This is a genomic window from Paenibacillus lignilyticus (assembly GCF_017942085.1).
Taxonomy (GTDB): Bacteria; Bacillota; Bacilli; order Paenibacillales; family Paenibacillaceae; genus Paenibacillus_Z; species Paenibacillus_Z lignilyticus.
The window spans coordinates 387,675-412,301 of record NZ_JAGKSP010000002.1 but is presented as its reverse complement, the minus strand read 5'-3'; the positions used below and the strand labels follow the sequence as shown (position 1 = coordinate 412,301).

The 24,627-nt window shown below is 50.5% G+C and carries 21 protein-coding genes; 18 read left to right on the top strand and 3 right to left on the bottom strand.

Annotation, left to right across the window (positions count from 1 at the left end):
• Nucleotides 1-61: 61 nt before the first annotated feature.
• Together I8J30_RS07040 and I8J30_RS07035 are read left to right on the top strand one after the other, a co-directional pair.
• The gene (locus tag I8J30_RS07040; protein WP_210656671.1) at nucleotides 62-694 is read left to right on the top strand and encodes a bifunctional 4-hydroxy-2-oxoglutarate aldolase/2-dehydro-3-deoxy-phosphogluconate aldolase; all 633 of its coding nucleotides are present in this window, start codon (nucleotides 62-64) and stop codon (nucleotides 692-694) included.
• A gap of 104 nt (nucleotides 695-798) precedes the next feature.
• Entirely contained in the window at nucleotides 799-1,206 is a 408-nt protein-coding gene (locus I8J30_RS07035; RefSeq protein ID WP_210656670.1) for a GNAT family N-acetyltransferase, read from the top strand.
• 222 nt (nucleotides 1,207-1,428) lie between these two features.
• Here I8J30_RS07035 and I8J30_RS07030 read toward each other — a convergent pair whose 3' ends face one another.
• Nucleotides 1,429-2,169 carry a GGDEF domain-containing protein gene (locus I8J30_RS07030; protein WP_210656669.1) on the bottom strand — a complete coding sequence of 247 codons (741 nt, stop codon included), beginning with the start codon at nucleotides 2,167-2,169 and terminating at the stop codon, nucleotides 1,429-1,431.
• An 845-nt stretch (nucleotides 2,170-3,014) separates the two neighbouring features.
• Between I8J30_RS07030 and I8J30_RS34385 the strand changes: the two genes are divergently transcribed.
• The 11 genes from I8J30_RS34385 (at nucleotide 3,015) to I8J30_RS06980 (ending at nucleotide 16,019) form a co-directional block, all read left to right on the top strand.
• Nucleotides 3,015-3,251, top strand: coding sequence for a DUF6199 family natural product biosynthesis protein (locus I8J30_RS34385; RefSeq protein WP_476703947.1), 237 nt, complete (start codon nucleotides 3,015-3,017; stop codon nucleotides 3,249-3,251).
• 294 nt (nucleotides 3,252-3,545) lie between these two features.
• Nucleotides 3,546-3,866, top strand: coding sequence for a Ger(x)C family spore germination C-terminal domain-containing protein (locus tag I8J30_RS07025; protein WP_240547959.1), 321 nt, complete (start codon nucleotides 3,546-3,548; stop codon nucleotides 3,864-3,866).
• 58 nt (nucleotides 3,867-3,924) lie between these two features.
• A complete protein-coding gene (locus tag I8J30_RS07020) occupies nucleotides 3,925-5,139 on the top strand; it encodes a chromate transporter (RefSeq protein WP_240547893.1) in 1,215 nt (404 codons plus the stop codon).
• A 125-nt stretch (nucleotides 5,140-5,264) separates the two neighbouring features.
• Nucleotides 5,265-6,323 carry a Gfo/Idh/MocA family protein gene (locus I8J30_RS07015; RefSeq protein WP_210656667.1) on the top strand — a complete coding sequence of 353 codons (1,059 nt, stop codon included), beginning with the start codon at nucleotides 5,265-5,267 and terminating at the stop codon, nucleotides 6,321-6,323.
• A gap of 20 nt (nucleotides 6,324-6,343) precedes the next feature.
• Nucleotides 6,344-7,426 (top strand): Gfo/Idh/MocA family protein, encoded by a 1,083-nt coding sequence (locus I8J30_RS07010; RefSeq protein WP_210656666.1) that lies wholly within the window; start codon nucleotides 6,344-6,346, stop codon nucleotides 7,424-7,426.
• 157 nt (nucleotides 7,427-7,583) lie between these two features.
• Complete coding sequence (locus I8J30_RS33920; RefSeq protein ID WP_210656665.1) at nucleotides 7,584-9,329, top strand: sensor histidine kinase; 1,746 nt, start codon at nucleotides 7,584-7,586, stop codon at nucleotides 9,327-9,329.
• Between the two features lie 8 nt (nucleotides 9,330-9,337).
• Nucleotides 9,338-11,023, top strand: a complete 1,686-nt coding sequence (locus tag I8J30_RS07000) for a response regulator transcription factor (RefSeq protein WP_210656664.1) — start codon at nucleotides 9,338-9,340, stop codon at nucleotides 11,021-11,023.
• Between the two features lie 92 nt (nucleotides 11,024-11,115).
• Nucleotides 11,116-12,834, top strand: a complete 1,719-nt coding sequence (locus I8J30_RS06995) for an extracellular solute-binding protein (RefSeq protein WP_210656663.1) — start codon at nucleotides 11,116-11,118, stop codon at nucleotides 12,832-12,834.
• Between the two features lie 84 nt (nucleotides 12,835-12,918).
• The gene (locus I8J30_RS06990) at nucleotides 12,919-13,830 is read left to right on the top strand and encodes an ABC transporter permease (RefSeq protein ID WP_240547892.1); all 912 of its coding nucleotides are present in this window, start codon (nucleotides 12,919-12,921) and stop codon (nucleotides 13,828-13,830) included.
• Between the two features lie 18 nt (nucleotides 13,831-13,848).
• A complete protein-coding gene (locus tag I8J30_RS06985) occupies nucleotides 13,849-14,733 on the top strand; it encodes a carbohydrate ABC transporter permease (RefSeq protein ID WP_210656662.1) in 885 nt (294 codons plus the stop codon).
• Between the two features lie 14 nt (nucleotides 14,734-14,747).
• On the top strand, nucleotides 14,748-16,019 hold the full coding sequence (locus I8J30_RS06980; RefSeq protein ID WP_210656661.1) for a Gfo/Idh/MocA family protein: 1,272 nt from the start codon (nucleotides 14,748-14,750) through the stop codon (nucleotides 16,017-16,019).
• Between the two features lie 98 nt (nucleotides 16,020-16,117).
• Here I8J30_RS06980 and I8J30_RS33570 read toward each other — a convergent pair whose 3' ends face one another.
• Entirely contained in the window at nucleotides 16,118-16,678 is a 561-nt protein-coding gene (locus I8J30_RS33570) for a GNAT family N-acetyltransferase (RefSeq protein ID WP_210656660.1), read from the bottom strand.
• 25 nt (nucleotides 16,679-16,703) lie between these two features.
• On the bottom strand, nucleotides 16,704-17,174 hold the full coding sequence (locus I8J30_RS06970) for a heme-degrading domain-containing protein (RefSeq protein WP_210656659.1): 471 nt from the start codon (nucleotides 17,172-17,174) through the stop codon (nucleotides 16,704-16,706).
• Between the two features lie 200 nt (nucleotides 17,175-17,374).
• Here I8J30_RS06970 and I8J30_RS06965 point away from each other — a divergent pair, with 200 nt between their 5' ends.
• From I8J30_RS06965 to I8J30_RS06945, 5 genes are all read left to right on the top strand, one after another.
• A complete protein-coding gene (locus tag I8J30_RS06965; protein WP_210656658.1) occupies nucleotides 17,375-19,405 on the top strand; it encodes a hypothetical protein in 2,031 nt (676 codons plus the stop codon).
• A gap of 134 nt (nucleotides 19,406-19,539) precedes the next feature.
• A complete protein-coding gene (locus I8J30_RS06960; protein WP_210656657.1) occupies nucleotides 19,540-21,282 on the top strand; it encodes a sensor histidine kinase in 1,743 nt (580 codons plus the stop codon).
• An 8-nt stretch (nucleotides 21,283-21,290) separates the two neighbouring features.
• Nucleotides 21,291-22,949, top strand: a complete 1,659-nt coding sequence (locus I8J30_RS06955) for a helix-turn-helix domain-containing protein (RefSeq protein WP_338044827.1) — start codon at nucleotides 21,291-21,293, stop codon at nucleotides 22,947-22,949.
• 36 nt (nucleotides 22,950-22,985) lie between these two features.
• Nucleotides 22,986-23,231 (top strand): hypothetical protein, encoded by a 246-nt coding sequence (locus I8J30_RS06950; RefSeq protein ID WP_210656656.1) that lies wholly within the window; start codon nucleotides 22,986-22,988, stop codon nucleotides 23,229-23,231.
• A gap of 414 nt (nucleotides 23,232-23,645) precedes the next feature.
• Entirely contained in the window at nucleotides 23,646-24,623 is a 978-nt protein-coding gene (locus I8J30_RS06945; RefSeq protein ID WP_240547891.1) for an ABC transporter permease, read from the top strand.
• Nucleotides 24,624-24,627 lie beyond the last annotated feature (4 nt).

Here is a 24,627-nt window from a genome sequence, read left to right as displayed (position 1 = left end):
AAAGGTCTCGTTCTACAATGATCTATAGGATTGTCCATAGTGATGAGGAGGCTGCTTAAACGTGAGTCAAATGCTGGAACGATTACAGCAAGAGAAGGTTGTAGCTATTTTTCGTTATATCGAGGATCAATATGCAGACCGGGCTGCCGAAGCGCTGATCAGCGGCGGCATTACCCTGATGGAAATTACGATGAATACCGAAGGTGCTGCCGGGATGATTAACCGCTGGCGCGATAAATACGGCGACCAAGCCGGAATCGGTGCCGGAACCGTTCTTGATCTGGATATGGCGAAGGAAGCCGTAGCAGCAGGCTCCCAGTTTCTGATCTCCCCGAACTTGGATGAGTCAGTCGTGGAATATGGTTATTCCAACGGTGTGCCGGTATGGCCCGGGGTGATGACACCGACTGAAATTGTTCGTGCATGGAAAGCCGGTGCCGAAGCGGTGAAGATCTTCCCTATGGGCACGTTGGGCTGGAAATACTTATCCGAAATCCGGGCTCCGCTGGACAAAATCCCGATGCTCGCTACGGGCGGCGTCGATCTGGACAACATTGCGGATTATTTCAAAGCCGGTGCATGTGCGGTTGGCATGGGCAGCAAGCTTGTGAATTTGGATTGGGTACGCAGCGGACGGTTCGATCTGCTCACAGAGCGTGCACGCCAGTTTGCGGATGCGGCTAAAGCGTTGTAAGTAATCGTTAGAATAGGCTTGAAGCGTGGCAGGCTGCCGCGCTTTTTTTTATCTCCCAGTCAATTTTTCTGTTGCTCGGCGATAAACTATTATGGGTGATGCGAATGGAAGAAAATGGGGATATTATCGAGGTTCTCACTCCTGCAACCAGTGAGGATAGGGACTGGCTGAAAGCCTTGTTTGTCAGAGTCGGTGCAGCAAGCTACCGGCTAACGAATGATGAATGTGAATTGACGAGCATTAATGCCATTATCAGAGGCAAAGGGATTGGAAGAGAACTGCTGACTTTTGTAGAAGAAATAGCAAAGCAGTCTGGCAGTCATCACATTTGGCTTGTCACTACGAATGATAATGTCGATGCCATGCGCTTTTATCAAAGGCTGGGGTACCGAATAATCGCGGTACATCCTGGCGCAGTTGATGAAGTAAGGAAGCGCAAGCCTGCAGTCCCGCTTGTAGGATTTTACGGGATTCCCATGCTCGACGAAATCGAACTCCGGAAATTCATATGAAGTTTGAACCGCCCTCACAGCATGAGGGCGGTTTTTCGTTTGGACGAACGATGTGAAGGGCACGAAGGCAAAAAAAGAGGCCTGCGGCATCTCCGCAGGCACTAGAGAAACATATATTTTAAAAGGGGGGTCATGTGACTTATTATATAGACCGATTATGAAGAAAAGATGAGGAGAGTATGAAAGAAGTATGAAGGGAATATTACAGTTTGATTACGCGCGTCAACACGAAGCCAACGTTTCAGGTACCTGCTCAGATTGGCTGCGATACATGCCATCTCTCCCATTACTTTTTGCCGTGTAAAGGGCTTTATCGCAAGTTGCATATAACGTCTCCAGCTGTGTGTGCTTATTCGGCACTACCGTGAGCACACCCATGCTAATCGAATAAGGCACCGGCGGTTCTTCGCCGAACGAGCCGCCAAGCGAGCGTTTAATCTGTTCAGCTAGTTGAGTGGATTCAGCTTCATTCGTTCCAGGGAGCATAAGTCCAAACTCGTCTCCCCCATACCGGACAAATAAATCCTCGCTGCCCAAGCGCCGCTTGATCCTTGACGCCAAGTCCTGCAAGACCTGGTCGCCAACGTGATGGCCATAGGTATCATTAATGGTTTTGAACCAATCAATATCAAACAGCAGGTAGGAGACAGGTTTCCCCTTCTTCGCGTACTGTGCGAGTGCCAGCTTTGCTTGAAGCGTGAACGTTCTGCGGTTCAGTGTGCCTGTCAGATCATCGTAGCTGGCTAACTGCACTAGCTCTTGATTGGTTTTCTCTTTCAAAAGCAATGCAAATGCTATACTCCCCAGAACGGTAAGCAGGAATACCCCCAATATCGAAATCAATTGAAAGATTCCCGGAATGAAGAAACTGGCTGATTCCACGGAATGCAAAGCAATGATCCCTCTTGCCACAAAAACGACGATTGCAATCATATATAGACTACCGGTAACTCTCCTAAGCATAGTTGTTCCTCGCTCGAGAAGGAGCCGATAGGCTGGAATTAACATTACTGCAGTAACCCAAGAGATATAGGCAATTCGGACATCTTCCTTGTTATGCAGAAGGAGGATCAATTGAAAGCCGATAATGCTGCATGCCGTCAAAATCGTATATCGTATAATAGTCTTGCGTCCAATAGGTTTATGAAGATTCAAAAGGGTTACCATTTCTAGGGCAGTCCCTGCTAATAGAATAGAATTCGCGAAACTGATGGTTACTAAGTCCGGTACGATATCTCCCCGAAACGCCATACTAAACCAGGCTATAATTTGCAAGCATTTCGCGAATAGGTAGCTTTTTATAGATGCTAAATTCGTACGATCCAGCCAATAGGAGCTGCCGAGCGATAATGCCAATAAGTAACCGATTCCAAGTACAATGATAATTGTGCGTGAATCTAAATATAAATTCATGGTGTGCACCTGCTTAAATGGGAATATCTACTCCCTCTGATTATAACAAATACTGGGGGAGTGTATATACATCCATCTATGAAGCTAGCTAGATACAGTCACACAAAAGGCAGTTTAAATCCTTACAAAAGAATTACTGAATATCGCCGTTTCCTACTATTCTCCGCGCAAAGTCTCGTAAAAAACAAAGAGGCCTGCGGCATATCCGCAGGCACAAGAGAAAATATATAATAAAGGGGGGTCATGTGTTTATTATAAGGGCTCAATATGAAAGGAATATGAAGGGAATATTACAATTACATTACAAAGTTAAAATTTGGACGGGCGGACAAGTTTTTTTATTACGGATGTTTGACATGTAAACTCCTAACTGAGATTCGAAGAGAGGGAAGAAGTTGAGTATATCCATTGCTTCAGCGCTGATTATTATCGGTCTGTATTTCTACGTATTCCCAAGCCATCTATGGAAGCTAGGGACCTTCGGAATGTGGGAGGGAATGAACGAATCATTCGAAAAACACGGTGACGGCCGCAAACCGACGCAAAAGTTGATCTTTATTTACAGGTTGTTGAGTGTAGGAGTAGTCATTTTGGGCAGCTCATTCATCCTTTTTAAGTGCCTACTGTTCTAACGAATCGTACAGGTCTTATTCGATAGATTTGCTGGTGTTTGAAGCCAATTTCCCCGATATAAGGCTTCTACGATTCGTTAGATTTTCGCAGGCTCGAAATCGGGCTAAATAAGCCCTCTACGATTCGTTAGAATTTTTAATGCGTTAGCTTTTCGAGGCTGGCAGGATTCGCGGAGTGCGGTAAGCGAGATGCGAACTGTGTGGAACACTGCGTGCCAAATTAGAGCTTGGAGCGTACTATGTGGTAGGAGATTCCGGACGGAAAATTGAAAGGGGTTCCAAATAGTGGATCACATGAAGGCTGTTGATTATAGAACAACGGTCTTGTTTGCGTGCGGACAATTGGAAAAAGATACATATTATTTGTTGGATTGGGCCATATTTTATGGAAAGGTGGTATGTCCCATGAAGCCCAATTGCGATGGGCTCGGAATTGGTCTTCAAATGAAGGCACTGCATCATAGGGAATGGAGTCAATTGGATTGGAATAAGGAATACGCGCAGATTAAGATCCAGCCTCATATTCGAGTCAAAATTAAAAATCACGGGTTGCTGATTAGTTGGTTAGCAGCAACCGCGGCTTCATCAAAAGTTAACTTTAACAACAGCGATTAAAATGATAATATAATAGCGATTTTCGATGATATGTCAAAAATAAGAGAGATGCTATTCTATGAAAACCTCCCAATCAACAATGCAGAGCGAACCAAACAGAAAATGGAAAACACGCATGGAAGTACTGGTTGTATCGACCAAACTCGGACTTACTTCTTTCGGAGGACCGATCGCTCATTTAGGTTACTTTCATAACGAATATATTCGCAAACGTAAGTGGTTGGATGAGAGAAGCTATGCTGAACTGGTAGCGCTTTGCCAGTTTCTTCCCGGTCCGGCCAGCAGTCAGGTCGGCATCGGAATCGGGGTTATACGCGCCGGTATTCTTGGAGGTTTTTTAGCCTGGATCGGCTTTACGCTGCCTTCAGTTATTGCCTTAGTATTATTCGCATTGCTGTTAAAGGGATATGATATTAGCCACGCGGGATGGATTCACGGATTAAAAATAGTGGCCGTTGCTATTGTAGCTCAAGCCATTGTAGGCATGGGGCAAAAGTTGACGCCGGATAAAAACAGGGTAACCATGGCCATTATCGCAGCTGCTGTTAGCCTGTTGTGGCAGTCGGCGTTCACCCAAGTGCTGCTTATTGCGGCAGCGGGGGCCTTTGGTTTAGGGATGTATAGAAAGACAACGACTGTTATGGATGCGCCTAACCTTCCCATTCAGGTCAGCCGCGCTTTCGCGTTTTTTTGTTTGATGCTGTATTTCGGTCTATTAATTGCGTTGCCATTGCTCGGCCAGGTTACCGGTTCCGAATGGGTTTCGTTTATTGATCGTTTTTATCGGCCGGGCTCTCTCGTATTTGGCGGGGGACATGTCGTTTTGCCGCTTTTAGAACGGGAATTGGTAACTGCGGGTTGGGTAAGCAAAGAAGACTTTCTCGCTGGATATGGTGCGGCGCAGGCAGTCCCCGGTCCACTGTTTACTTTTGCATCATACTTGGGAGCGATGGCAAAAGGCGCCTCCGGGGCTATAGTCGCTACAATAGCCATATTTTTGCCCGCCTTTTTACTTGTCATCGGAGCTCTGCCCTTCTGGAACTCCCTTCGCGCAAGCTCTTACATCCAAGGTGCGCTCATAGGCATAAATGCGGCAGTAGTCGGTATTTTGTTGGCCGCGTTGTACAATCCGCTGTGGACGACAGCGATTATTAGACCTGAGGACTTTGCGCTTGCATCGATCCTGTTTACCATGCTTGTGTACTGGAAAGTTCAGCCCTGGGCGGTTGTCATTTCCGGAGCGGCCGGAGGTATTTTGCTAAGTATGATTTAAGAGAAACAGAACCGGAAAAGGACTATTTTTTAGGAGATTCCGTATGGTAAATTGAAAGGGGTTCCGACAGAGCAGCGGCGATACGGCTTGGGTGAAATTATGCTGGGAAAATGAGGAGGAGTTTCATGAAGAAAATGACTGCATCAGTCGTTGGCGGAGGAGCCGGCGGGCAGCTCAGCATGAATGCCTTACACAATTCAGAGCATTACGAGTTGGCAGCGATTGCGGATCTTCGGCCGGAAGTGTGTGAGAAACTGCAAAAACAATTTCCCGGCATCCGCACTTATTTGGATCATAACGAGATGTTTAAGGACTGTCCGACTGATGTCGTATGCGTAAGCACCTTCCCGCCTTCGCATGAAGAAGTGACGCTGGATGCGCTCAAGCTTCCGCTCAAGGGGATTCTCGTGGAGAAACCGCTTGGACATACGGTGGCATCGGGACGGAGAATTCTGGAGGAAATCAAGAAACGCGATTTGCCGATGGCTGTGCCGCATGGCCTGCTTGCGAAGAAGACACCTCTGGAAATCATAGAGAGAGTTAGAAGCGGAGAGATAGGCGAGCTCAAGCTCGTAGAAATTCAAAATACGAATTGGGATATTATCAATGCCGGCATCCACTGGCTGCATTTCTTCGTGCAATTGACAGGGAATGAGCCCATGGACCATGTGATGGGGATCTGCGAATCGAGCACGCGTACCTATCGCGACGGCATGCAGGTGGAAACGACGGCTGTCACGTATGGGCAAACGCAGAGCGGTGTCCGGGTAGTCATGAATACCGGAGATCATGTGCGGATTAACACCGAGGGGAAAGACACGTTATTCCGCCTTATCGGAACTGCGGGTCAAATTGAATTCTGGGGCTGGGCGAACGGCTACCGGCTTCTGAATGCGGCGTTTCCGAAAGGCGAGCTGATTATCCCCGAAGAGCTGGCGGTTACGGGGCATCAGGCACATCTCGAGAGTATGGCTGGAATGATCCAATCCGGCGAGCGGAATTATTCGATCCCGGAGAGTTCTCTGCTTGCGCTTGAAATTGTGGAAGGTGCGTACATATCCAGCCGACATCGCTGCAAAGTGACGTTCCCCGTGGATGCATTCGAAGCACCGGCTGAAACGGATTGGAATCCCGGCGTTGCATATAGCGGGACCGGCGGCGGCCGAGACGGCAGGAAGCTTTAATGACGACGGAGGGATTATCGATGAGTCGAATACGGTTTGGGATTGTTGGCGGCGGCTGGCGGACGGAGTTTTATCTGCGCATAGCCATGGAACTGCCGGAGCTATTTGAAGTGAGCGGCGTCGTAGTCCGGAATGAAGAGAAAGCGAAGAAGCTGGCCTCGACGTGGCAAGTGCCGGCATACCGCACTACCGCTGCGCTGCTGGAGCAGGCCGATCCGCTGTTTGTCGTGTCGTCGGTTCCATGGGATGCGAATCCCGGCGTAATCGAAGAATTAGCATTAGCAGATATGCCGGTTCTGTCCGAGACGCCGCCGGCACCGGATGTAGAAGCGCTGATCCGTTTGAATGAGAAGTACGGCGGCAGCCGCATTCAAGTTGCGGAACAATATTTGTTTCAGCCGCTTCACGCAGCACGGATTGCCATCGCGCAGTCCGGGAAACTCGGGACGATATCCCAAGCACAGGTATCGGCGGCGCACGGGTATCATGGCATTAGCCTGATCCGTCAATTTCTTGGCATTACCTTCGAGAACGCGGTCATCCAAGCTTCGCGTTTTCGGTCACCGCTCGTGAATGGGCCGGGGCGGGAAGGAGCTCCGAAGGAGCATCGACTTACGGAGTCCGATCAGGTCATCGCCTCGCTCACGTTTGATGGCAAACTGGGAATCTATGATTTCACAGGCGATCAATACTTCTCGTGGATTCGCAGTCAACGTCTGCTGGTGCGCGGGGAATCCGGTGAGATCAGCAATAAGGAAGTCCGTTATTTGAAGAATTATTCGACGCCGATTGAGCTGGAGCTCCGCAGACAAAATGCGGGGGAAAACGGGAATCTCGAAGGTTATTATTTCAAAGGCATCCTGGCCGGCGAAGAGTGGGTCTACCGGAATCCGTTCACTCCGGGCCGATTGACGGATGACGAGCTTGCCATTGCAACCTCCCTGGCGAAGATGGCTGAATATGCGGCCGGCGGGCCAAGCTTTTACAGTTTAGCTGAAGCTTCGCAGGATCATTATTTGAGCATCAAGATGAATGAGGCACTCGAAACAAAGATGCCGGTACAAACGGAAACACAGCCATGGGCAGCTTCCGTTAAGCGGTAATGTCGATTGCAAATGAAACGATGAAGGCCAGCAGAGAACCTTTGGTTCGGATGCTGGCCTTTTTTTGGCAGTGCAAAATTTTAGTAAATGAGTGATAATGTGACAAAAGGCAACGGAAATGCACGAGCAGAAGGGAAACATGAGGGGATGAGGCATCGTGAAAACGAAGTTTAGACTTGCAAATCTGCATGTGTATCAGAAGGTTATTCTCATATTCATCTTATTGATCGTACCCCTGCTCTTGATAAACCTCCGAATGAATACAACGGGCGCAGCCTTCATCAAGAAAGAATATACGAATTCGATTAACTCCAACGTAAAGTTTTATTCCCGCCAGCTCAATGATCAGATCGCATTTATTCGTAATTTGCAGCTTCAGTTTCTGAATGAATCGGACCTGCAGAAGCTCAGTTTTATCGGAAAACGGCTGGAAGGCTACGAACAATTTCAACTGGTGAACCGCGTACGGGAACGATTGCTGTTGATTCAGAACTCCAGCGAATTTCTGGTAAACAGCGGTGTGTACGTGAAGTCGCTGGAGAAAACCTTCTCCGTCAGGGCCGGTATTAAGGATTTGCCTAATGCGGAATATGAGGCCATTGCATCCTACCGGGAATCCGAGCAAGCGCAGCCGGTTTATAGCAAGAGCGGCAGATTATACTTCATTGCCTCCAGCAACAATGGCAGAATCGTTTCGTACATGGAGATTTCCAAGCCGAAGCTGGAAGAGACGCTGCGCCGATTTGTGGAGAGCTACGAGGATTCCGGGGCAGCGCTTACCAATGATGATTTTACGACGACAATCGCCGTGAAGATGGACAAGGATATTTTCAGCCAAATGCAGAAGCACGTTGCCGGCACGGTCGCCACTCCGCCGGATGATCCTACCCGTACCGATACGCTGAGGCTTGGCAATCATAAATACTTGATTACATCAAGCGATATTCAGATGCTCGGCATGACGATCTTCACCTACATCAATCAGAATGAAGTGCTTGGACCGATTCGGACGTTCAATTTCTGGTATATTATCCTGTCTACGGTTTCCGTAGGCGTGCTGGTCGTATTCTCCTTCTCGGTCAACGTCATGATTCATCGACCGCTCAAACGATTGATTCAAGCCTTCAAAATATTAGAAACCGATAACTTGAATATTTCCATACGTCCGCAAGGCGATATCGAATTCGGATACCTCTATCGAAGCTTCGACCGAATGGTAGACAAGCTTAGAGGCTCCATTCAAGAAAACTATGAGCAGAAAATCGCGCTGCAGCACTCCGAATTGAAGCAGCTGCAATCGCAGATCAATCCCCATTTTCTATACAACAGCTTTTTCAATATCTACATGATCAGCCGAAGCGGAGATGCGGAGAACGCGGCGACGCTGGCGCAGCGGCTCGGCAGCTACTATCAGTTTATTACTCGCAGCGGCAGCGACGAGGTCACGCTTGACCTAGAGTATCGCCATGCAGTGGATTATTGCGATATTCAGGGCATCCGCTTCTCGAATCGGATTACCATTGAAGCGGCGAAGCTGCCGGAGGTGTGCAAGCCATTGCTGGTGCCGAGATTGCTGATTCAGCCGGTCGTGGAAAATGCTTTCGAGCATGCCTTCGAGGATGGGATGAGGCGTGGCAATGTTACCGTCCAAGTGGAATACGAGGAGGATAGGCTGTGCATTTCCGTCGAAGACGACGGCGATACCTTAACGGACGAAGCGCTTGAGCTGCTTCACGAGCGGCTTGCCGATGTGTCTGCTTCGCAAGAGAAGACCGGATTGTTCAATGTTTGCAGGCGTATCCGGCTCAAATTCGGGCAGCGCAGCGGCATCTTCGTTTCTCGAAGCGCACTTGGCGGGCTAAAGGCGGATATGATCATTCACTTTAACGAGATGGGAGATTGAGAGATTCCATGTATCGATTACTCATTGTAGACGATGAACCAGCTATCGTTGACGGCCTTGTTCAGCATTTTCAGCAGGTGGAATCCTTAGAGCTCGACGTATGTAAAGCGTATTCGCCGCTTGAAGCACTTGCCATTGTGAAGAAAACCAAGATCGATTTGGTCATCAGCGACATTCGGATGCCGGGGAAGAGCGGCTTGCAGTTGGCGGACGATATTCTCTTCTACTGGCCGGCTTGCCGGATCATTCTGCTTACGGGATACAGCGAATTCGACTATGTGTACAGCGCCATTCAGAAGAATATCGACAACTACATTCTGAAGACGGAAGGGATCGAAACCATTGTGTCGGCAGTCCTTGCTGCCATCGACAAGCTGGATCAAGCGAATCAAATGCAGGCGGCGCTGGAGCAGGCTAAGCAGCAGCTTACGGTCGCGGAGCCGCATCTGAAGAAGCAGTTTTTTGAAGCGCTGCTGCTTGGGGAGAAGGCACTCGATCTATGGCAAGCGCCTTATTTTGCAGGACTTGCAATGAAACTGAGGAGCACCGACCAAGTGATGATGATCGTCGGAAGGATGGATCGCTATGACCATGTACCGACGACGTATATGGATAAATTGAAATTGCACTTGTCCATTCAAGATGTACTGCGGCAGCAATTACCACCTCACTTTTATGTGGAAGCCGTCGTTCATGATGCCTCCCTGCTCGTATGGTTTATTCAGCCGGCAGAGGATGCCGGTATGTTTAAGAACGGTGAAGGCATCACGCAATGGGAGGATATATCGGAATACCTCAAAGGGATGCTGGAGCCTGTTCAAGATCAATGCCGGCATGCGCTTAATGCGGATGTATCGTTCGCGATCAGCCGCTCTGCGGTGGAATGGGACGATGCGGCAGCCGAATTCGAACGGTTGAAGTCGTCGATGAAGAAATGCTCGCTCTTCGGTCAGCCGATGTCCATTATTCATCTGGGCGATATGGACGATGTCCTTAAGGCAGAGCGGCCGCATCCCGCTGCGCAGCTGTCCACGGGTATGTTCAACAAGCAGCTCGACGCGTTGCAGCGGAGCTTGGAAGCGGGCGATGAGCCGGCTGCCGCGAAGCTGACCTCGGAGCTATATGCCCATGTTGAGATGAATGTATCTTCTCATTCGCTCATCGGCATGGAACGTTATTATCAATTCGTGCTTGTTATTATTACGCAAATGACGCAGGTTCGCCCATCGTCAGTACAGGCTGAAGATGCTTGGACGCTTGATCTCAATGCTTCCAAGGAGCAGCTGTTAGAGCTTGTCCATAAGCTGTGCGAGCAGAAGAAGGAGCAGCAGAACAAGAGCGAGCATCTCATTATCGAGCGCATTCATCGGTTTATCGCGGAGCATTTAGGCCGCGACCTGTCGCTCGCGAGGATCGCGGAGGCGGTTTATTTTAACCCCTCGTATCTCTCCCGGTTCTATAAACAGCTGACGGGAAGGACGCTGTCCGACTATATGAATGCAACAAGAGCGGATGCCGCGCAGCAGATGCTGGAGGAAACGCAGATGAAAGTGAATGAAATCGCGCTGCGGCTCGGGTTCGAATCGCCCTCTTATTTCACCGCCTTTTTCCGGAAAATGACGGGCAGCACGCCGCAAGAATTTCGGGAATCGGTCCTATTGCGAAGAGATCGTAAAGAAAACAGAAGCATGTAAAGATGTTTATAGAGCGAGCCCCCTGCCGCTCAATTTATGATGAAATAGCAAAGTCAAAAGCAGTGACAACAACTTTAATGGGGGGAAACAAAATGAACAGATGGGCAAGTTCTTTTCTGATTATCTCATTAATCGCCACCATGACCGCATGCTCAAGCAATAACGACAACGCTGCAAACGATCAAGCGAGCGAGACAGACAACGCTGTCACAACCAACAATGCAACGACAACTACGGAAAAGACAGACGATGCAGCAACGGAGAACGTCGATCCGCTGGGTAAATATCCGGAGACGTTAACGGTAACCGAAGTACTCGGGTACGGTCCGCCAGAGGATCCGAAGACGCCTGCAGGCTTAACACCGGATCAGAATGCGTACTTGAAGGATCTGAAGGAACAGCTGAACATCGATTTGAAATACAAATGGACGGTGCCGACCGACCAGTACGAGCAGAAGTTCTCGCTTTCCATTGCGTCCGGCGATTTGCCGGATATTATGGATGTCGATATTCGCAACTTCGAGAAATTCAAGAATCAAGGCGTACTGGCCGATTTAACCGACGCTTACGAGAAATACGCTTCGCCGACGCTGAGAAAGTTTATGGAATCCGATGGCGGGCAGGCGATGAAGTCGCTGACTTCGGACGGCAAGCTGTACGGGATTCCGGGTTTCGAAGAGCCGTTCTTATCGACTCAGATCCTATGGATTCGCGCCGACTGGCTGAAGAACGTGAACCTGGAAGCTCCAAAGACGATCGATGATTTAGAGAAAATCGCAACGGCTTTCGTCAATAGCGATCCGGACAAGAACGGCAAGAAAGATACGTACGGCCTTGCGCTTCAGAAGAACATTGTAAACTGGGGATTCGATACACGCGGCCTGTTCTTCGGCTTTAATGCGTATCCGAGCGGATGGATCAAAGGCAGCGACGGCAAGCTGGTGCCGGGCGAGATTCAGCCGGAGATGAAACCAGCGCTCAGCAAGCTGCAAAGCTGGTATAAGAACGGCATCCTCGATAAGGAATTCGCGCTCAAAGACGAGAACAAAGTCGTCGAAGATATTGTCGGCAGCAAAGTCGGCATGCTGTACGGCGAATGGTGGCTCCCGAACTGGCCGCTTAATCTGAACAAAGATGCGGATCCGAATGCAGAATGGATTTGCGTACAAATCCCGTCCCTTGACGGTTCACCGGGTAAATCGCTGGTACCGAAAGTGCGCATGGGACATATCGTTGTCGTAAACAGCAAGTTCAGCAACCCGGAAGCGGCCATTAAGATGATCAACTTCTATATCGAGATGAACACGAAAGCCCATTACGACACGAACAAACCGGAGAATGGCTATGTGTATAACTGGTTCGTGCCGCGCATTTACAACCCGGTTGAAATTCAAACGATTCATGACGAAGTCAACAATGCGATCGCGAACAAGGTGAATTCGGTGAGCGAGGACATTCCGTATTACGTCAACATCCAGAAGCCGCTCGAAGCTGCGCAGAAATTCCTGTCAGGCGACAAAACCGGATGGGGACTCTACTCCAGCCGCGTTTCGAAGGACGGAGGCTGGGGCCTTACGAGTCAAATTCGCGACAGCAATCAATTCGTGTACAACGAGTTCTACGGCTCTGCAACGGAATCGCAGGTCGAGAACGGCGCGCAGCTGGATAAGCTGATGAACGAAACGTTCACGAAGATCATCATGGGCGAATCGATCGACAGCTTCGATAAATTCGTCAGCAGCTGGAAAGCGCTCGGCGGCGACGATGTAACGGCAGAAGTGAACGAGTGGTACAGCAGCGCATCGAAATAAGGAGAATGGCAGAAACGGCGGAGGACGCTTACGCAAGTAAGCTCTTCTCCGCTGCTTCTTACCGGAGCTGGAGGCGGAACCTTGATGAAACAGCAGACAATGCGAAGAAGCCGGTTCATCCGGCAGTTGCCATTCCATATCATGCTCATACCCGGAATTATCGTTACGCTTATTTATGCCTATGGCCCGATGTTCGGCATCGTCATGGCTTTTCAGAAATTCGATCCCGTGCTCAGCTTCTGGAAATCCAAATTCGTCGGCTGGAAAAACTTCCGCTACATGTTTCACCTGCCGGACATGAATCAAGTCATCTGGAATACAGTGGTTATATCCGTGCTGAAGATCGCCTTTGGTCTGGCGGTACCGCTTATTCTTGCCTTATTGCTCAATGAGATAAGCAGAGACTGGTTTAAGCGAGTGATTCAAACGAGTATCTTCCTGCCTTTCTTCCTCTCGTGGACGGTGCTGGGCGGTGTTATTCTGGAGCTGTTTTCCTTGAAGGGGCCGATCAATGATTTGCTTGCCGGCACGGGGATTGAACCGATTATGTTTATGGGCCAAGGCGATTGGTTTCGGGCCATCATAGTCGGCTCGGAGGTTTGGAAGGGCATGGGCTACAATATGATTATTTTCCTGGCAGCCATTGCGGGGATCAATTCAAATTTGTATGAAGCGGCCGAGGTAGACGGAGCGGGAAAATGGAAGCAGGTCGTCCATATCACGCTGCCGGGCATGGCGCCGATTATTATATTGCTTGCTACGCTTAGCTTAGGCAATATTCTGAATGCCGGATTCGATCAAATTCTGATCCTGTATAATCCGGTCGTCTATGAGAGCGCGGATATTCTCGATACGTTCGTCTACCGGCTCGGGATATTCAACCAGCAATATGCGCCCGCTGCTGCCGTCGGATTGTTTAAGTCCGCGATATCCTTAGGATTGGTAGGCTTATCCTATTACTTAGCCTATCGGTTCACCAAGTATAGAATCTTCTAAGAGACTGGAGGAGATGACATGGTTTATCGAGCATCGTGGAGCAGAGTCCTGTTCATGGTCGTGAATACGATCGTGCTGGTAGGGGTGACTTTGCTGGGCATATTACCGTTCATTCATCTGCTTTCAGTCAGTTTAAGCTCCAACATTGCCGCAGTGGCTGCGCAGGTTAAGTTATGGCCGGTCGGATTTACATTGGATGCCTATCAATATCTGGCGCAAAAGGTAGAGTTTATCCGTTCCTTGAAAGTATCCCTGGAGCGCGTTATTCTCGGCACGGCCATCAGCATGTTTCTGACCATCATAACCGCATACCCATTATCGAAGAGCAGAGAACAGTTTGATTTCCGAACGCTGTACGTGTGGTTCTTCGCGGTTACGATGTTTTTCGGCGGCGGCTTGATACCGACTTATATTGTTGTCAAAGAAACCGGGCTGATTAACAGCATCTGGGCGCTGATCGTTCCCGGGGCACTGAATGTGTGGAATATGGTGATGCTGCTCAATTTCTTCCGCAATATTCCGAAGGATATGGAGGAAGCGGCGACCATCGATGGGGCAGGTCAATGGGCGATTCTGATACGCGTCTATCTGCCTGTGTCCTTGCCGTCGCTTGCGACCATCCTATTGTTCACCATCGTCGGCCATTGGAACTCCTGGTTTGACGGCATCTTGTACATGAATTCTCCGGAGAAGTATCCGCTTCAGACGTACTTATCGACACTGGTGACGGCTATTAATAAAGCGGCGATATCCATCGACGACTTAAAGCGGCTCGAGGAAGTCAGCGAGAAAACATTGCGAACGGCGCAAATTTTCTTAGGTGCTTTGCCGATTATGCTGGTTTACCCGTTCCTGCAGCGTTACTTCATCAAAGGCATTACGGTTGGCAGCGTAAAAGAGTAGGAGATGAGCGTCTGATGAGCAAAGTGAGGATTGCCTTAATCGGAGCGGGACTGCGCGGACAAAATTACGTCGATTATGCGCTGGCACATCCGGATGAGATGGAACTGGTAGCAATAGCGGATCCTAATTCAGATCGGCGGGATCTCTTGAAGCAGCGTCACGGGGTAGATGAGCGCAAGTGCTATGACGATTGGCGCGAATTGCTGGCGCAGCCGAAGCTCGCAGATGCCGTGCTGATCTGCACGCAGGATAAGATGCATTACGAGCCGACGATGACGGCGCTGGATGCGGGTTATCATGTTCTGCTTGAGAAGCCCATGTCACCGGACCCGCTCGAGTGCCTGGAGATGGGGGCGAAAGCAGAGCAGTCAGGGCTCATCTTCTCGATCTGTCATGTGCTGCGGTATACGAATTTCTTCCGTTCTGTGAAACGGATGCTCACGGAAGGCCGGATCGGACAACTGATGTCGATCCAGCACAATGAGAATGTGGGGTATTGGCACCAGGCACACAGCTTCGTTCGCGGCAATTGGCGCAATGCCGAGGAATCGAGTCCGATGATTCTGGCTAAGTCCTGCCATGATATGGACATCTTGTTGTGGCTGGCGGGAGCGGATTGTACCCGTTTATCCTCCTTCGGCTCGCTCTCGTATTTCAAGGCTTCCAATGCTCCGGAGGGAGCACCGAAGCGATGCACGGACGGTTGCCCGGCGGCTGATGAATGTTTATATTACGCGCCTAATGTCTACCTCGGGGACGCGGAAAGCTGGATGGCGGCGGCAATTAGCGATGATCCCAGTCCTGAAGCAAGGCTTAAAGCTTTGCAGGAAGGGCCGTACGGACGCTGTGTCTACCAGTGCGATAACAATGTAGTGGATCATCAGGTGGTGAATATGGAGTTTGCCAATGAAGTGACGGCGGTCTTCACCATGAGCGCATTTACGCAGGAATGCAGCCGAACGCTCAAGCTGATGGGCACGAAAGGCGAAATTCGGGCTTCCATGGAGAAGAACGAAATCGAACTGATTCGTTTCGGAGACAGTTACGCGCCGGAGAAGATATCTCTCGAAATGCCGGGCGGCTATTCAGGTCATGGCGGAGGAGATTATGGGTTAATGAGCGACTTTATCGGACTGGTGAAGTCGGGCGGCGGCGCAGGCGATAGTCTCACTTCTGCGGCCAAATCGGTGCAAAGCCATATGATGGCTTTTGCTGCGGAAGCTTCGCGCTTAGAGAAACGCGTGATTGAGCTGGATGCATTCAGCAATGAGTTCGCAGCAGACTAATCTTATGTTCGTTGGGTAAGATCGTCATTATTCTTCTTGCACAGCAAAAAGGACTGTCTCAAAAGTTGCCATGCGCACTTTTGAGACAGTCCTTTTACTTAAACTCGCTTGACCATGCGGCGGTAGTCGCTGTCGCCGATGCGCAGCATGTCGTCTTCCTCGTAGCCGCTTGCGAGATAAAGCCGGTAGGCCCGCTCGTTATACGTTTCGACGATTAGTGCCGCACGCTCGAAACCGAGCTGTGCCGCGCGCTGCTCGGCGGCTGCCATCAGCAGCTTGGCGATGCCTTGTCCGCGATATTGCTCATCCACGGCCAGCGCGTCCAGATAGAACTCGCCATCTCTTGCCTCACGGACAATAACGCTGTTTTCTTTGCCCGGTCTGCCATGTAGCTTGGCGAGGAAAGGCTCGTCCAACTGCCCTGCATCGTTACCGGAGTAGGCCACGACCATGCCGGCAATCCGGCCTTCCTGTTCGGCGACGATCACATTGTCGAAGCTGACCCGATTGCCCGGCTGTTTGTAGAAGGTAGTCAGCAGCTCTGCTGCTTCGATTTCATCCGATGCTCCCGTAAGCAGATAAGCAATCGATCCGATCGCTTCGAGCAGCAGCGGAATGACCTCAGGGGCGTCGTCTCTTGCTGCAATACGCGTAATCACTGCGATAACACTCCTTGTGACGCGATTATTTTCCGAGAAGAAACTCTCCCAATACATCCACGATAATCTGATGATCCAGCTCGCCGGGCAGTCCGGAGGCTGTAATCGTCCCTACTACGCCGACATTCTTGATGATGAGCGGGAAGGATCCGCCTTCTGCCGCATAATCCTTCGGATCAAGGTGAGACGCCTCAATGGAGTTGCCGTTTGCTTTGAACTCGACATGCATGAAGTAGGAGCTGTGACCGAAATGGTGAACAACATTGCGCTTACGCTGAATCCACTGATCGTTGTTTGTATTTGTTCCGTTCATTTTGCTATGGAATAATAGCTCGCCGTTTCTAACAATCGTGACCGCGATCGCTTTGTCCTCTTGCTTTGCTCTCTCAATTAGCTTCGTGCCGATTTGAAAAGCGGTTTCGTTGGTAAACGCGGAGAATTGAAGCTCGTTCTCCTGTTGCTGCAGTTGCTCTAGCAAAGCTTGATACTCACTCATATGTAGCACTTCCTATCGGCTGATTTTTTCACCTCTTATACTATGCTTTAACCTAGGCTTCGTCAAACCGCGGCTATCGTTTGTAAGCGCTAAGGGTTGGTCTAATCGGACAAAAGCTTAGGCAGGAATGCAATTCCGGCGCTCGAATAGGATGGAATAGAGGACGACCTGATTTCCTCACATTGAAGGAGTGATCGGCAGTGCCGGAATTTACGCAGGGCAGCTATGGCGGAGAATCGATACGATTAGCTAACGAGCATATGCGGATTGACGTGCATAAGAGATTGACCGGATGGGGATGGGCGGAAGTATTTTCGGCAGATGAGCGGTTTATGGGGGTGCTGGAGCATTTCGGCGAAGTGCTGCTGCGAGATCAGGAGATTCCGATTCGAATGGAGTCGGAGTCGTACGAGCGGACGCAGTCGGAGGAAGGAGAGTCGCTGACGTTCAAAGTAAAAGCGCTCGTCGTGCAGCAGAAGCTCAAAGGCACTTCGTTTGATACGTGGATCCGGTATCCTTTCGATGCGCCGTTGATGGATGGCGAAGTGAAGCTGACGTTAGTGCGCGATCAGCCTGTATTGAAGCTGGCCTATTCGTTTGTGTCGCATTACAACCTGTTTGTCCGATATGTCAGAGGGCCGTGGGTCAAAGTCGGCGCGGATTCGTTCGGGGCGAAGAAGACAGATGCCATCTTCCCCGGCGTGGAATGGCTGGAAGGCGAGGAATGGTCGAGCGGCACAGATTGGTTCAAGGATCCGTGGGCACTTAGAGTCGCGCCGCATCCGAATAAGGTAGCTTTCCCGGTGATGGCGGTCAGTCATGAAGGTACGGCAGTCGGCTTGTCGTGGGACCCGGCGCTGCATGCAACCCGATGGTTCAACTATCGCGTTCATGTGCAGCAGCCTGTATTCGCTTCTCCGAATTTCATAGACAGACGGAATCATCATCTGCTCGGACTGATGGTACCGGATGCGCAAACCGAGCATGCCGAGAATCAAATCTATGCGGCGGCAGAACCGTTGGAACTCCATCCGAAGCAGGTAGTTGCTTGGAACGCTGAGCTGGTCGTCATCCCGGGGCGATCGCTGGATGCGGTAACGGATTGGATCACTCGCTCCGGAGGACTTCCTGTGCCGGCCGCAGCTAGGTGGACTTATGAGGACGCGCTTGATCGCATCGCACAAGCTTACGATGAGCGATATTGGCAGCAGGGACAAGGCTTCGGAACACCGCAGTTTGAGAAAGGGCATTCGCACCGCGTGCCGCGTTTCGCAGAAGCCTACATAGAACGCCGCAAAGGGACGGCGATAGCCGCATCGCTGCAGGAGAAAGTCGACCAATGCAATGCGATGAATGCGGCGAGTGATACAGGGATAGGCGAATCCACTGCCGTGGAACGCCTACTGCAAAAGGGATTGGAGCTGCTTTCGCATCAAAGGGAGGACGGTGCATTCCCGTTTGATCCGGATGGGCGGCATTATATGAAGGATGACTTTGTCGTGGCGAGAGCTTTCCTTGAACCGATGGGTCATGCCGGAGATACGGCTCTTGATCTGTGCGTCGTGCCGGCAATCGAGCTGCTCCGGCTGTGGCAGGCAACCGGCGATGAGCGCTTGAAGGAAGGCGCGCTGCGCGCCATCGACTATTGCTTGCCGATGACAAGGCCGGAGGGCGGCGACTTCTGGGAGACGCCGCTGCATAGTCCGAACCTGTTCGCGGCAGGCCATGCCGCTATCGCGAATTGGCTCGCTCATCTGGCAACAGGCGAGCAAGTCTATAAGGATAAGGCGGTGTACTGGATTCGTTCCGTGCTCCCTTTCACCCATCTATGGCAGCCCGCGGATAAACCCATGCTGTACAACACGAAGCCGTGTTTCTGCTCAAGCGATTGGTATTTTGCCAATTGGGTGCGCGATCATGTGCAGTGGGAAGTGCTGGAAACGTTCGCGGAATCCTATAGACTCGGCATCGATTGGGCGGTCATAGATCCGGCCATCGACTGGACGCGTTATCGGGAGGGGATCACGAATGCGGCGATGCGCTGGATGATCGATCACCGGGATGCCACGTGGATGCCGCATAATTTGCAGCATACGAAGGCGTATTATGAGCAGGGTTTGCTCGACGATTGCTTCGCGGATACGCATAATTCGGTCACCGGCTTGTATGGCGGAATGGCGATTATGCCGGATGCGATCGCGGTGAACTTGCTGGCGATAACGGAAGGTTAAGATGAAGCCCACGGTTGCGGTCTGAACTGTGGGCTTCTATTTGTCTTGCTTGATTCGGAGCCTGCCGCTATGATCATTCCTAGAGTAATTATGGGAAGACTGCCTAGTGATTGCGGATAGGAGGACTCATCGGAATGAATAAATTGAACACGCTCGGTTCCCGATTTATTTTGTTATTCTGCGCGATTACGATTCCGCTGTTAATCATCTTGTTCCTCGTAGGGAGCTACGCGAAGAGCGTCGTGCTCACCCAGGTGGCGAATTCCTATCAGAATCTGGTGAACTCCAACTTGAATATGATCGACAGAAGCTTGGAGGATATTACGACGAATATGGTGGATATCGTGAATAACAGCGATGAGTTCCAGCGATTCGGCCAGCCGGGATTAACCGATTCGGATTATTATTTTGCACAGATGGAATTGATTCACCGCAATACGACCTATCAATCGTACTACCATACGGTCGATATGTTCTTCGTTTATTCAATGCCGAATGCTGCTCTCTATTCCACGAACCTGGTCGGCGCGGCTTCGGGTTATTATGAACCGGTCAGGGCGTGGATCGACAGCTCGTTCCGGCGTCCGGATTTGCTCAAGCAGTATTTGTACAAGTGGTCGGTTATTCGAATAAAAGACCAATATTTCCTGTATCGGCTGGTCAGCGATGACTTAACGAACAATGCCTACATCGGCGCCATTATCAACATCAACAGCTTGAAGACGCCGCTGGGTAACTTGGATGTAAAAGGCGGCGCAGGCGTCTTAATCGTAGGCGATGACGGCAGCGTACTATCGAACCCTTCCGCACCGCTTTCTACGATTACGAAGCTGCCTCCGGACAATATCAAGGTGACCGGTTCTTTCACCGTGGAGGATGGAGCGTCCAAGCTGCTCGCGGTGAACAAGCATTCGGGGACTGCAGGCATCAGCTACGCAGTCGTCGTTCCGAACTCAGAGCTGCTCAGCGGTTTGAGCCGCTTTCAAGCCGTCATTAACTTCCTGCCGCTGCTCGTATTCGCGATATTGGTGCTCTATTTATTTATTTTCCGGAACATTCTGTTCAATCCCATTCGTCATCTGCTGGGCGCCATTCGGAGAATCAAAGAAGGCGATATGAGCACGCGGCTGCCGAATTCGCAAATTGCGGAGTTTGCGATCATTAACCATACGTTCAACAACATGGTCGAAGAGATCACCCATTTGAAAATCGACGTGTACGAAGAGAACCTGCGCGCGCAGCAAGCCGAACTGAAGCATTTGCAGACGCAGATTAATCCGCATTTCTTCCTGAACACGATGAATATTATTTTCCAATTGGCAGATTTGAAGCGGAATGAGCTGGTGAAGAAAACCGTTCGTCACATGGTTCAGTATTTCAGATTCAGTTTGCGGACGAAGCGGGATGCAATCATGCTCGAACAGGAGCTGGAGCATATTCGGAACTACTTGGAAATTCAGAAAATGCGATTTCAGGACTCATTCGCCTTCGAGATTCACGTGCCGGATGACTTATTGCGCGCTAAACTGCCTTCGCTGATCGTGCAGCCGTTCGTAGAGAATGCGATGATTCACGGCATGAGCGTGAAGAACGCGCCGTTCATCCTGCAGTTGTCGGCACGGCGCGTGCAAGGCGAGCAAGAGATGATGGAGATTGCTATTGAAGATAACGGCAAAGGCATGACGGCCGAGAAGTTAGCTGAATTGAACGATGACGGGTACGCCCCGGATTCGGAAGACAATCATATCGGGATTTGGAACGTGAAGAAGCGATTAACGATGCAATACGGAAACAAGGCTGAGTTGGGATTTTATCCGAATGAACGAAATGGCGTAAGGATTCGTCTCCTGCTGCCGATTGACTATGCGGAGGAGTGAGGTTTGCGGTGAAACGGTGTACGATGCTGATTGTCGATGATGAGAAGTTCGCCATTGAAGGCATTATGAATTGCAAGGATTGGGAAGCGCTCGGCATGGATGCGGTTTATGCGGCCGGCAGCGCTGATGAGGCTAGGGCTCTCATGCTGGAAAAGCCGGTGGACATTCTAATCTGCGATATTGAGATGCCCGATGAGGATGGACTTTCGCTGGTCCGCTGGGTGAAGGAGCGGTACCCGCTGACGGAATTTGTGTTTCTGACCTGTCACAGTGAATTTACGTATGCGAAGCAGGCGGTGCATCTTGGGAGCTTCGACTATTTGCTGAAACCGGTGGATAGCGAGGAACTGGCGCAGGTTGTCGGGCGTATGATCGAATCTATCCACGAGCGAAGAGAGCAGTCGGATTATAACGAGAAGTATCAGAAATATTACGCGTTATACAACAAACAGCAGCCGCTGCTGGTCGAGCATTTCTGGCAGGACATGCTTTCTCGCCGGATTTTGTCTTTCGGGGATTTCCTGGATCGGGCGCTGCAGGACGCTCAAGTTGCGCTGTCATCCGGCGATTATGTGCTGCCCATTCTGATCAGTCCGGAAGAGTGGACGAAGGTGCTGCCGGAGCGGGATCAGGAAATTCTGGAGTACGCGGTGAAGAAAGCGGCGGAGGAAATGCTGCTGGCAGGTCGGCGGGGGCACGCGGTTATGGACAGGAACGGATTCCTGTTCGTGTTGGTGTACGGTGGCGGCGAAGGTGAAAGCAATGGCGCTAGCGATGGCGTTGGTAATAACAATGGTGACGGCTCGGATGGTTGGGTCCAAGCAGCGGAGCGGTTCAAAGCGGCTTGTCTGTCCTACTTCTACTGTCAGATCTCCTGCTATATCGGATATCGTGCGACGCTTCAGGAGCTGCCGGGATTGTGCGATGGTCTGAAGGACATGGAGCGAAATAATGTGACGAAGCCGCATTCGGTGCTGCTCTTCAATAAGGCTGCAATTGCGGGAGTGGTGGCTGCGTCTTCTCCTTCGAATGAGCCGGTTAGCATGAATATTTCCGAGTGGATGAGTGTGATCTCGAGCGGCAACCGCGATAAAGTAATCGCATTAATTGGGCAGCATGTGGCGAAGCTGGAGCAAAATCCGAATAGTACGCCGAAGCAGCTTGAGGCGTATTTGCATGAGTTTCTGCAGGTTATTTATCATTTTCTGTACGGCCGCGGCATTGCTGTCAGTCAGATCCCGAATTTCACGATGTGGTCAACGGCGCAGATCCGTACGCTCGCCCAGTTTAAGTACTGGGCCGTTCATCTGGTATCGGCGGTGATGGATACCGTGTTTCGCGATAAAGAAGCGGATGGATTCGTGCAAAAAGCGATTTACTTCATGCGAGAGAACGTCGAGGAGGATATCTCCCGCGAGGATGTTGCCGCATATGTGAAACTTAATCCGGCCTATCTCTCCCGGCTCTTCAAGAAGGAGACGGATCGGAACTTGATCGATTATCTCATCGAAACGAAGGTAAACCGCGCGAAGCATCTGCTCGATACGACGGACATGACCGTCAGTGCTATCGCCCAGCAGGTCGGCTATTCGAACTTCTCGCATTTTACGAGGACGTTCAAGAAGCACACCGGCGTGAACCCGCAGGAGTACCGGAAGCAGTCGTAGTGGCGCGGATGATATAGGCAATGGGAGACATGGCCGATGGTGGCCATGTTTTTTTGTGCTTGGACGCCGGTTGGTGCAGGGGTAGTGGTGAAAAAGTTTGCCGAAAATGCAGCATTTGGCCGGGAATCGTACGCGATATCGGGACATGTTGCGCGAAAGGCAACATTGCGGGCATCAAAGGGCATGAACATTCGAGAAAAGCGAAAATGTTGCATATTGAACAACATCTCGCCGGATGTCGCACCGGTTACCGAGAAATGCTGCACAGATAGCAACATTTAAGCAATGTCGGTGGCAGTGTACAGCCTGTAATCAGAGCAACAAACTTAGTTAGTTGGGGGAATCAGCGAGAGTAGCACCCAGAGATCTACATGGTAGCCTAACCAACTATTTTCTAACAAGAAGCGCACCCAGAGATCTACATGTTGGCTAAAGCAGCAAATTCCGCACGAGAAGCACGCTAGGAGATCTACATTGCAGTCCAAACAGCAAACTTTGAGCAAGAAGCACACCCAGAGATCTACATGTCATGAAACCAGCCACAGCGGCACATCTCAAGACCCGCGTCTGCCGTTTTGTCACTTGTCCAAATGAAGATGTCACAAATCGACTAGGCGAGGGTGACAAAAACGGTAGGGGCGCGGTCCGATTCTCGGTATGATGATCACATCAACAAGCAACAGGATGGTGAACGGCATGAGCGCAGATCGGCCGATGACAACGGCGGCGACGGAAAGAGAGAAAGGGAAAGGCAGAGCGGGCAATCCGCTGCGGGCGCTGCTGAAATATCACGCGCTTTGGCTATTGGCCTTACCCGGTATTTTGCTGCTGCTGATTAATAATTACATGCCGATGTTCGGCATATTCCTCGCATTCAAGAGCTTGAACTTCTCCAAGGGCATATGGGGCAGCGACTGGGTCGGCTTCGATAACTTCAAGTTTCTGTTCGCCACGAATGAGATTTGGCGCATTATCGCGAACACGGTGCTGTACAATATCGCTTTTATCGTCATCAATACGGCACTCTCCGTTCTGCTCGCACTGTTACTCAATGAGGTGAGAAGCAAGGTGCTGTCGAAGTTTTTCCAAAGCTCGATGCTCTTGCCGCATTTTATATCGATGGTGGTAGTGGCCTATCTCGTGTTCGGTTTCCTCAACCCGGATTTGGGGTTCATCAACAAAGCGATTCTGGAACCGTCGGGGCACGAGGCAGTCTCATGGTACATGTCACCTAAGTACTGGCCATATATTCTGATCATCGTGAACAGCTGGAAGTCAGTCGGCTTCGGTTCGATTATCTACTTGGCGACGATCGTCGGCATCGATAAGGAATATTACGAGGCGGCGATGATTGACGGAGCCGGGAAGTGGAAACAAATGACGAGGATAACCGTTCCGTTCCTGATCCCGATCATGATCATCCTCACGCTGCTGTCGATCGGCAAAATCTTCAATGCGGACTTCGGCTTGTTCTATCAGGTGACGATGAATTCGGGCATGCTGAAGGAAGTCACGGAAGTCATCGATACCTACGTGTACAACGCGCTGCTTGTCTCCGGAGATACGGATTTGGCGTCATCGGCCGGGCTGCTTCAGTCGGTTATCGGATTTATTTTGGTCGTATCCGTCAACTTGGTTGTGAAACGGGTCAGCAGTGATAAAGCTTTATTTTAAAAGG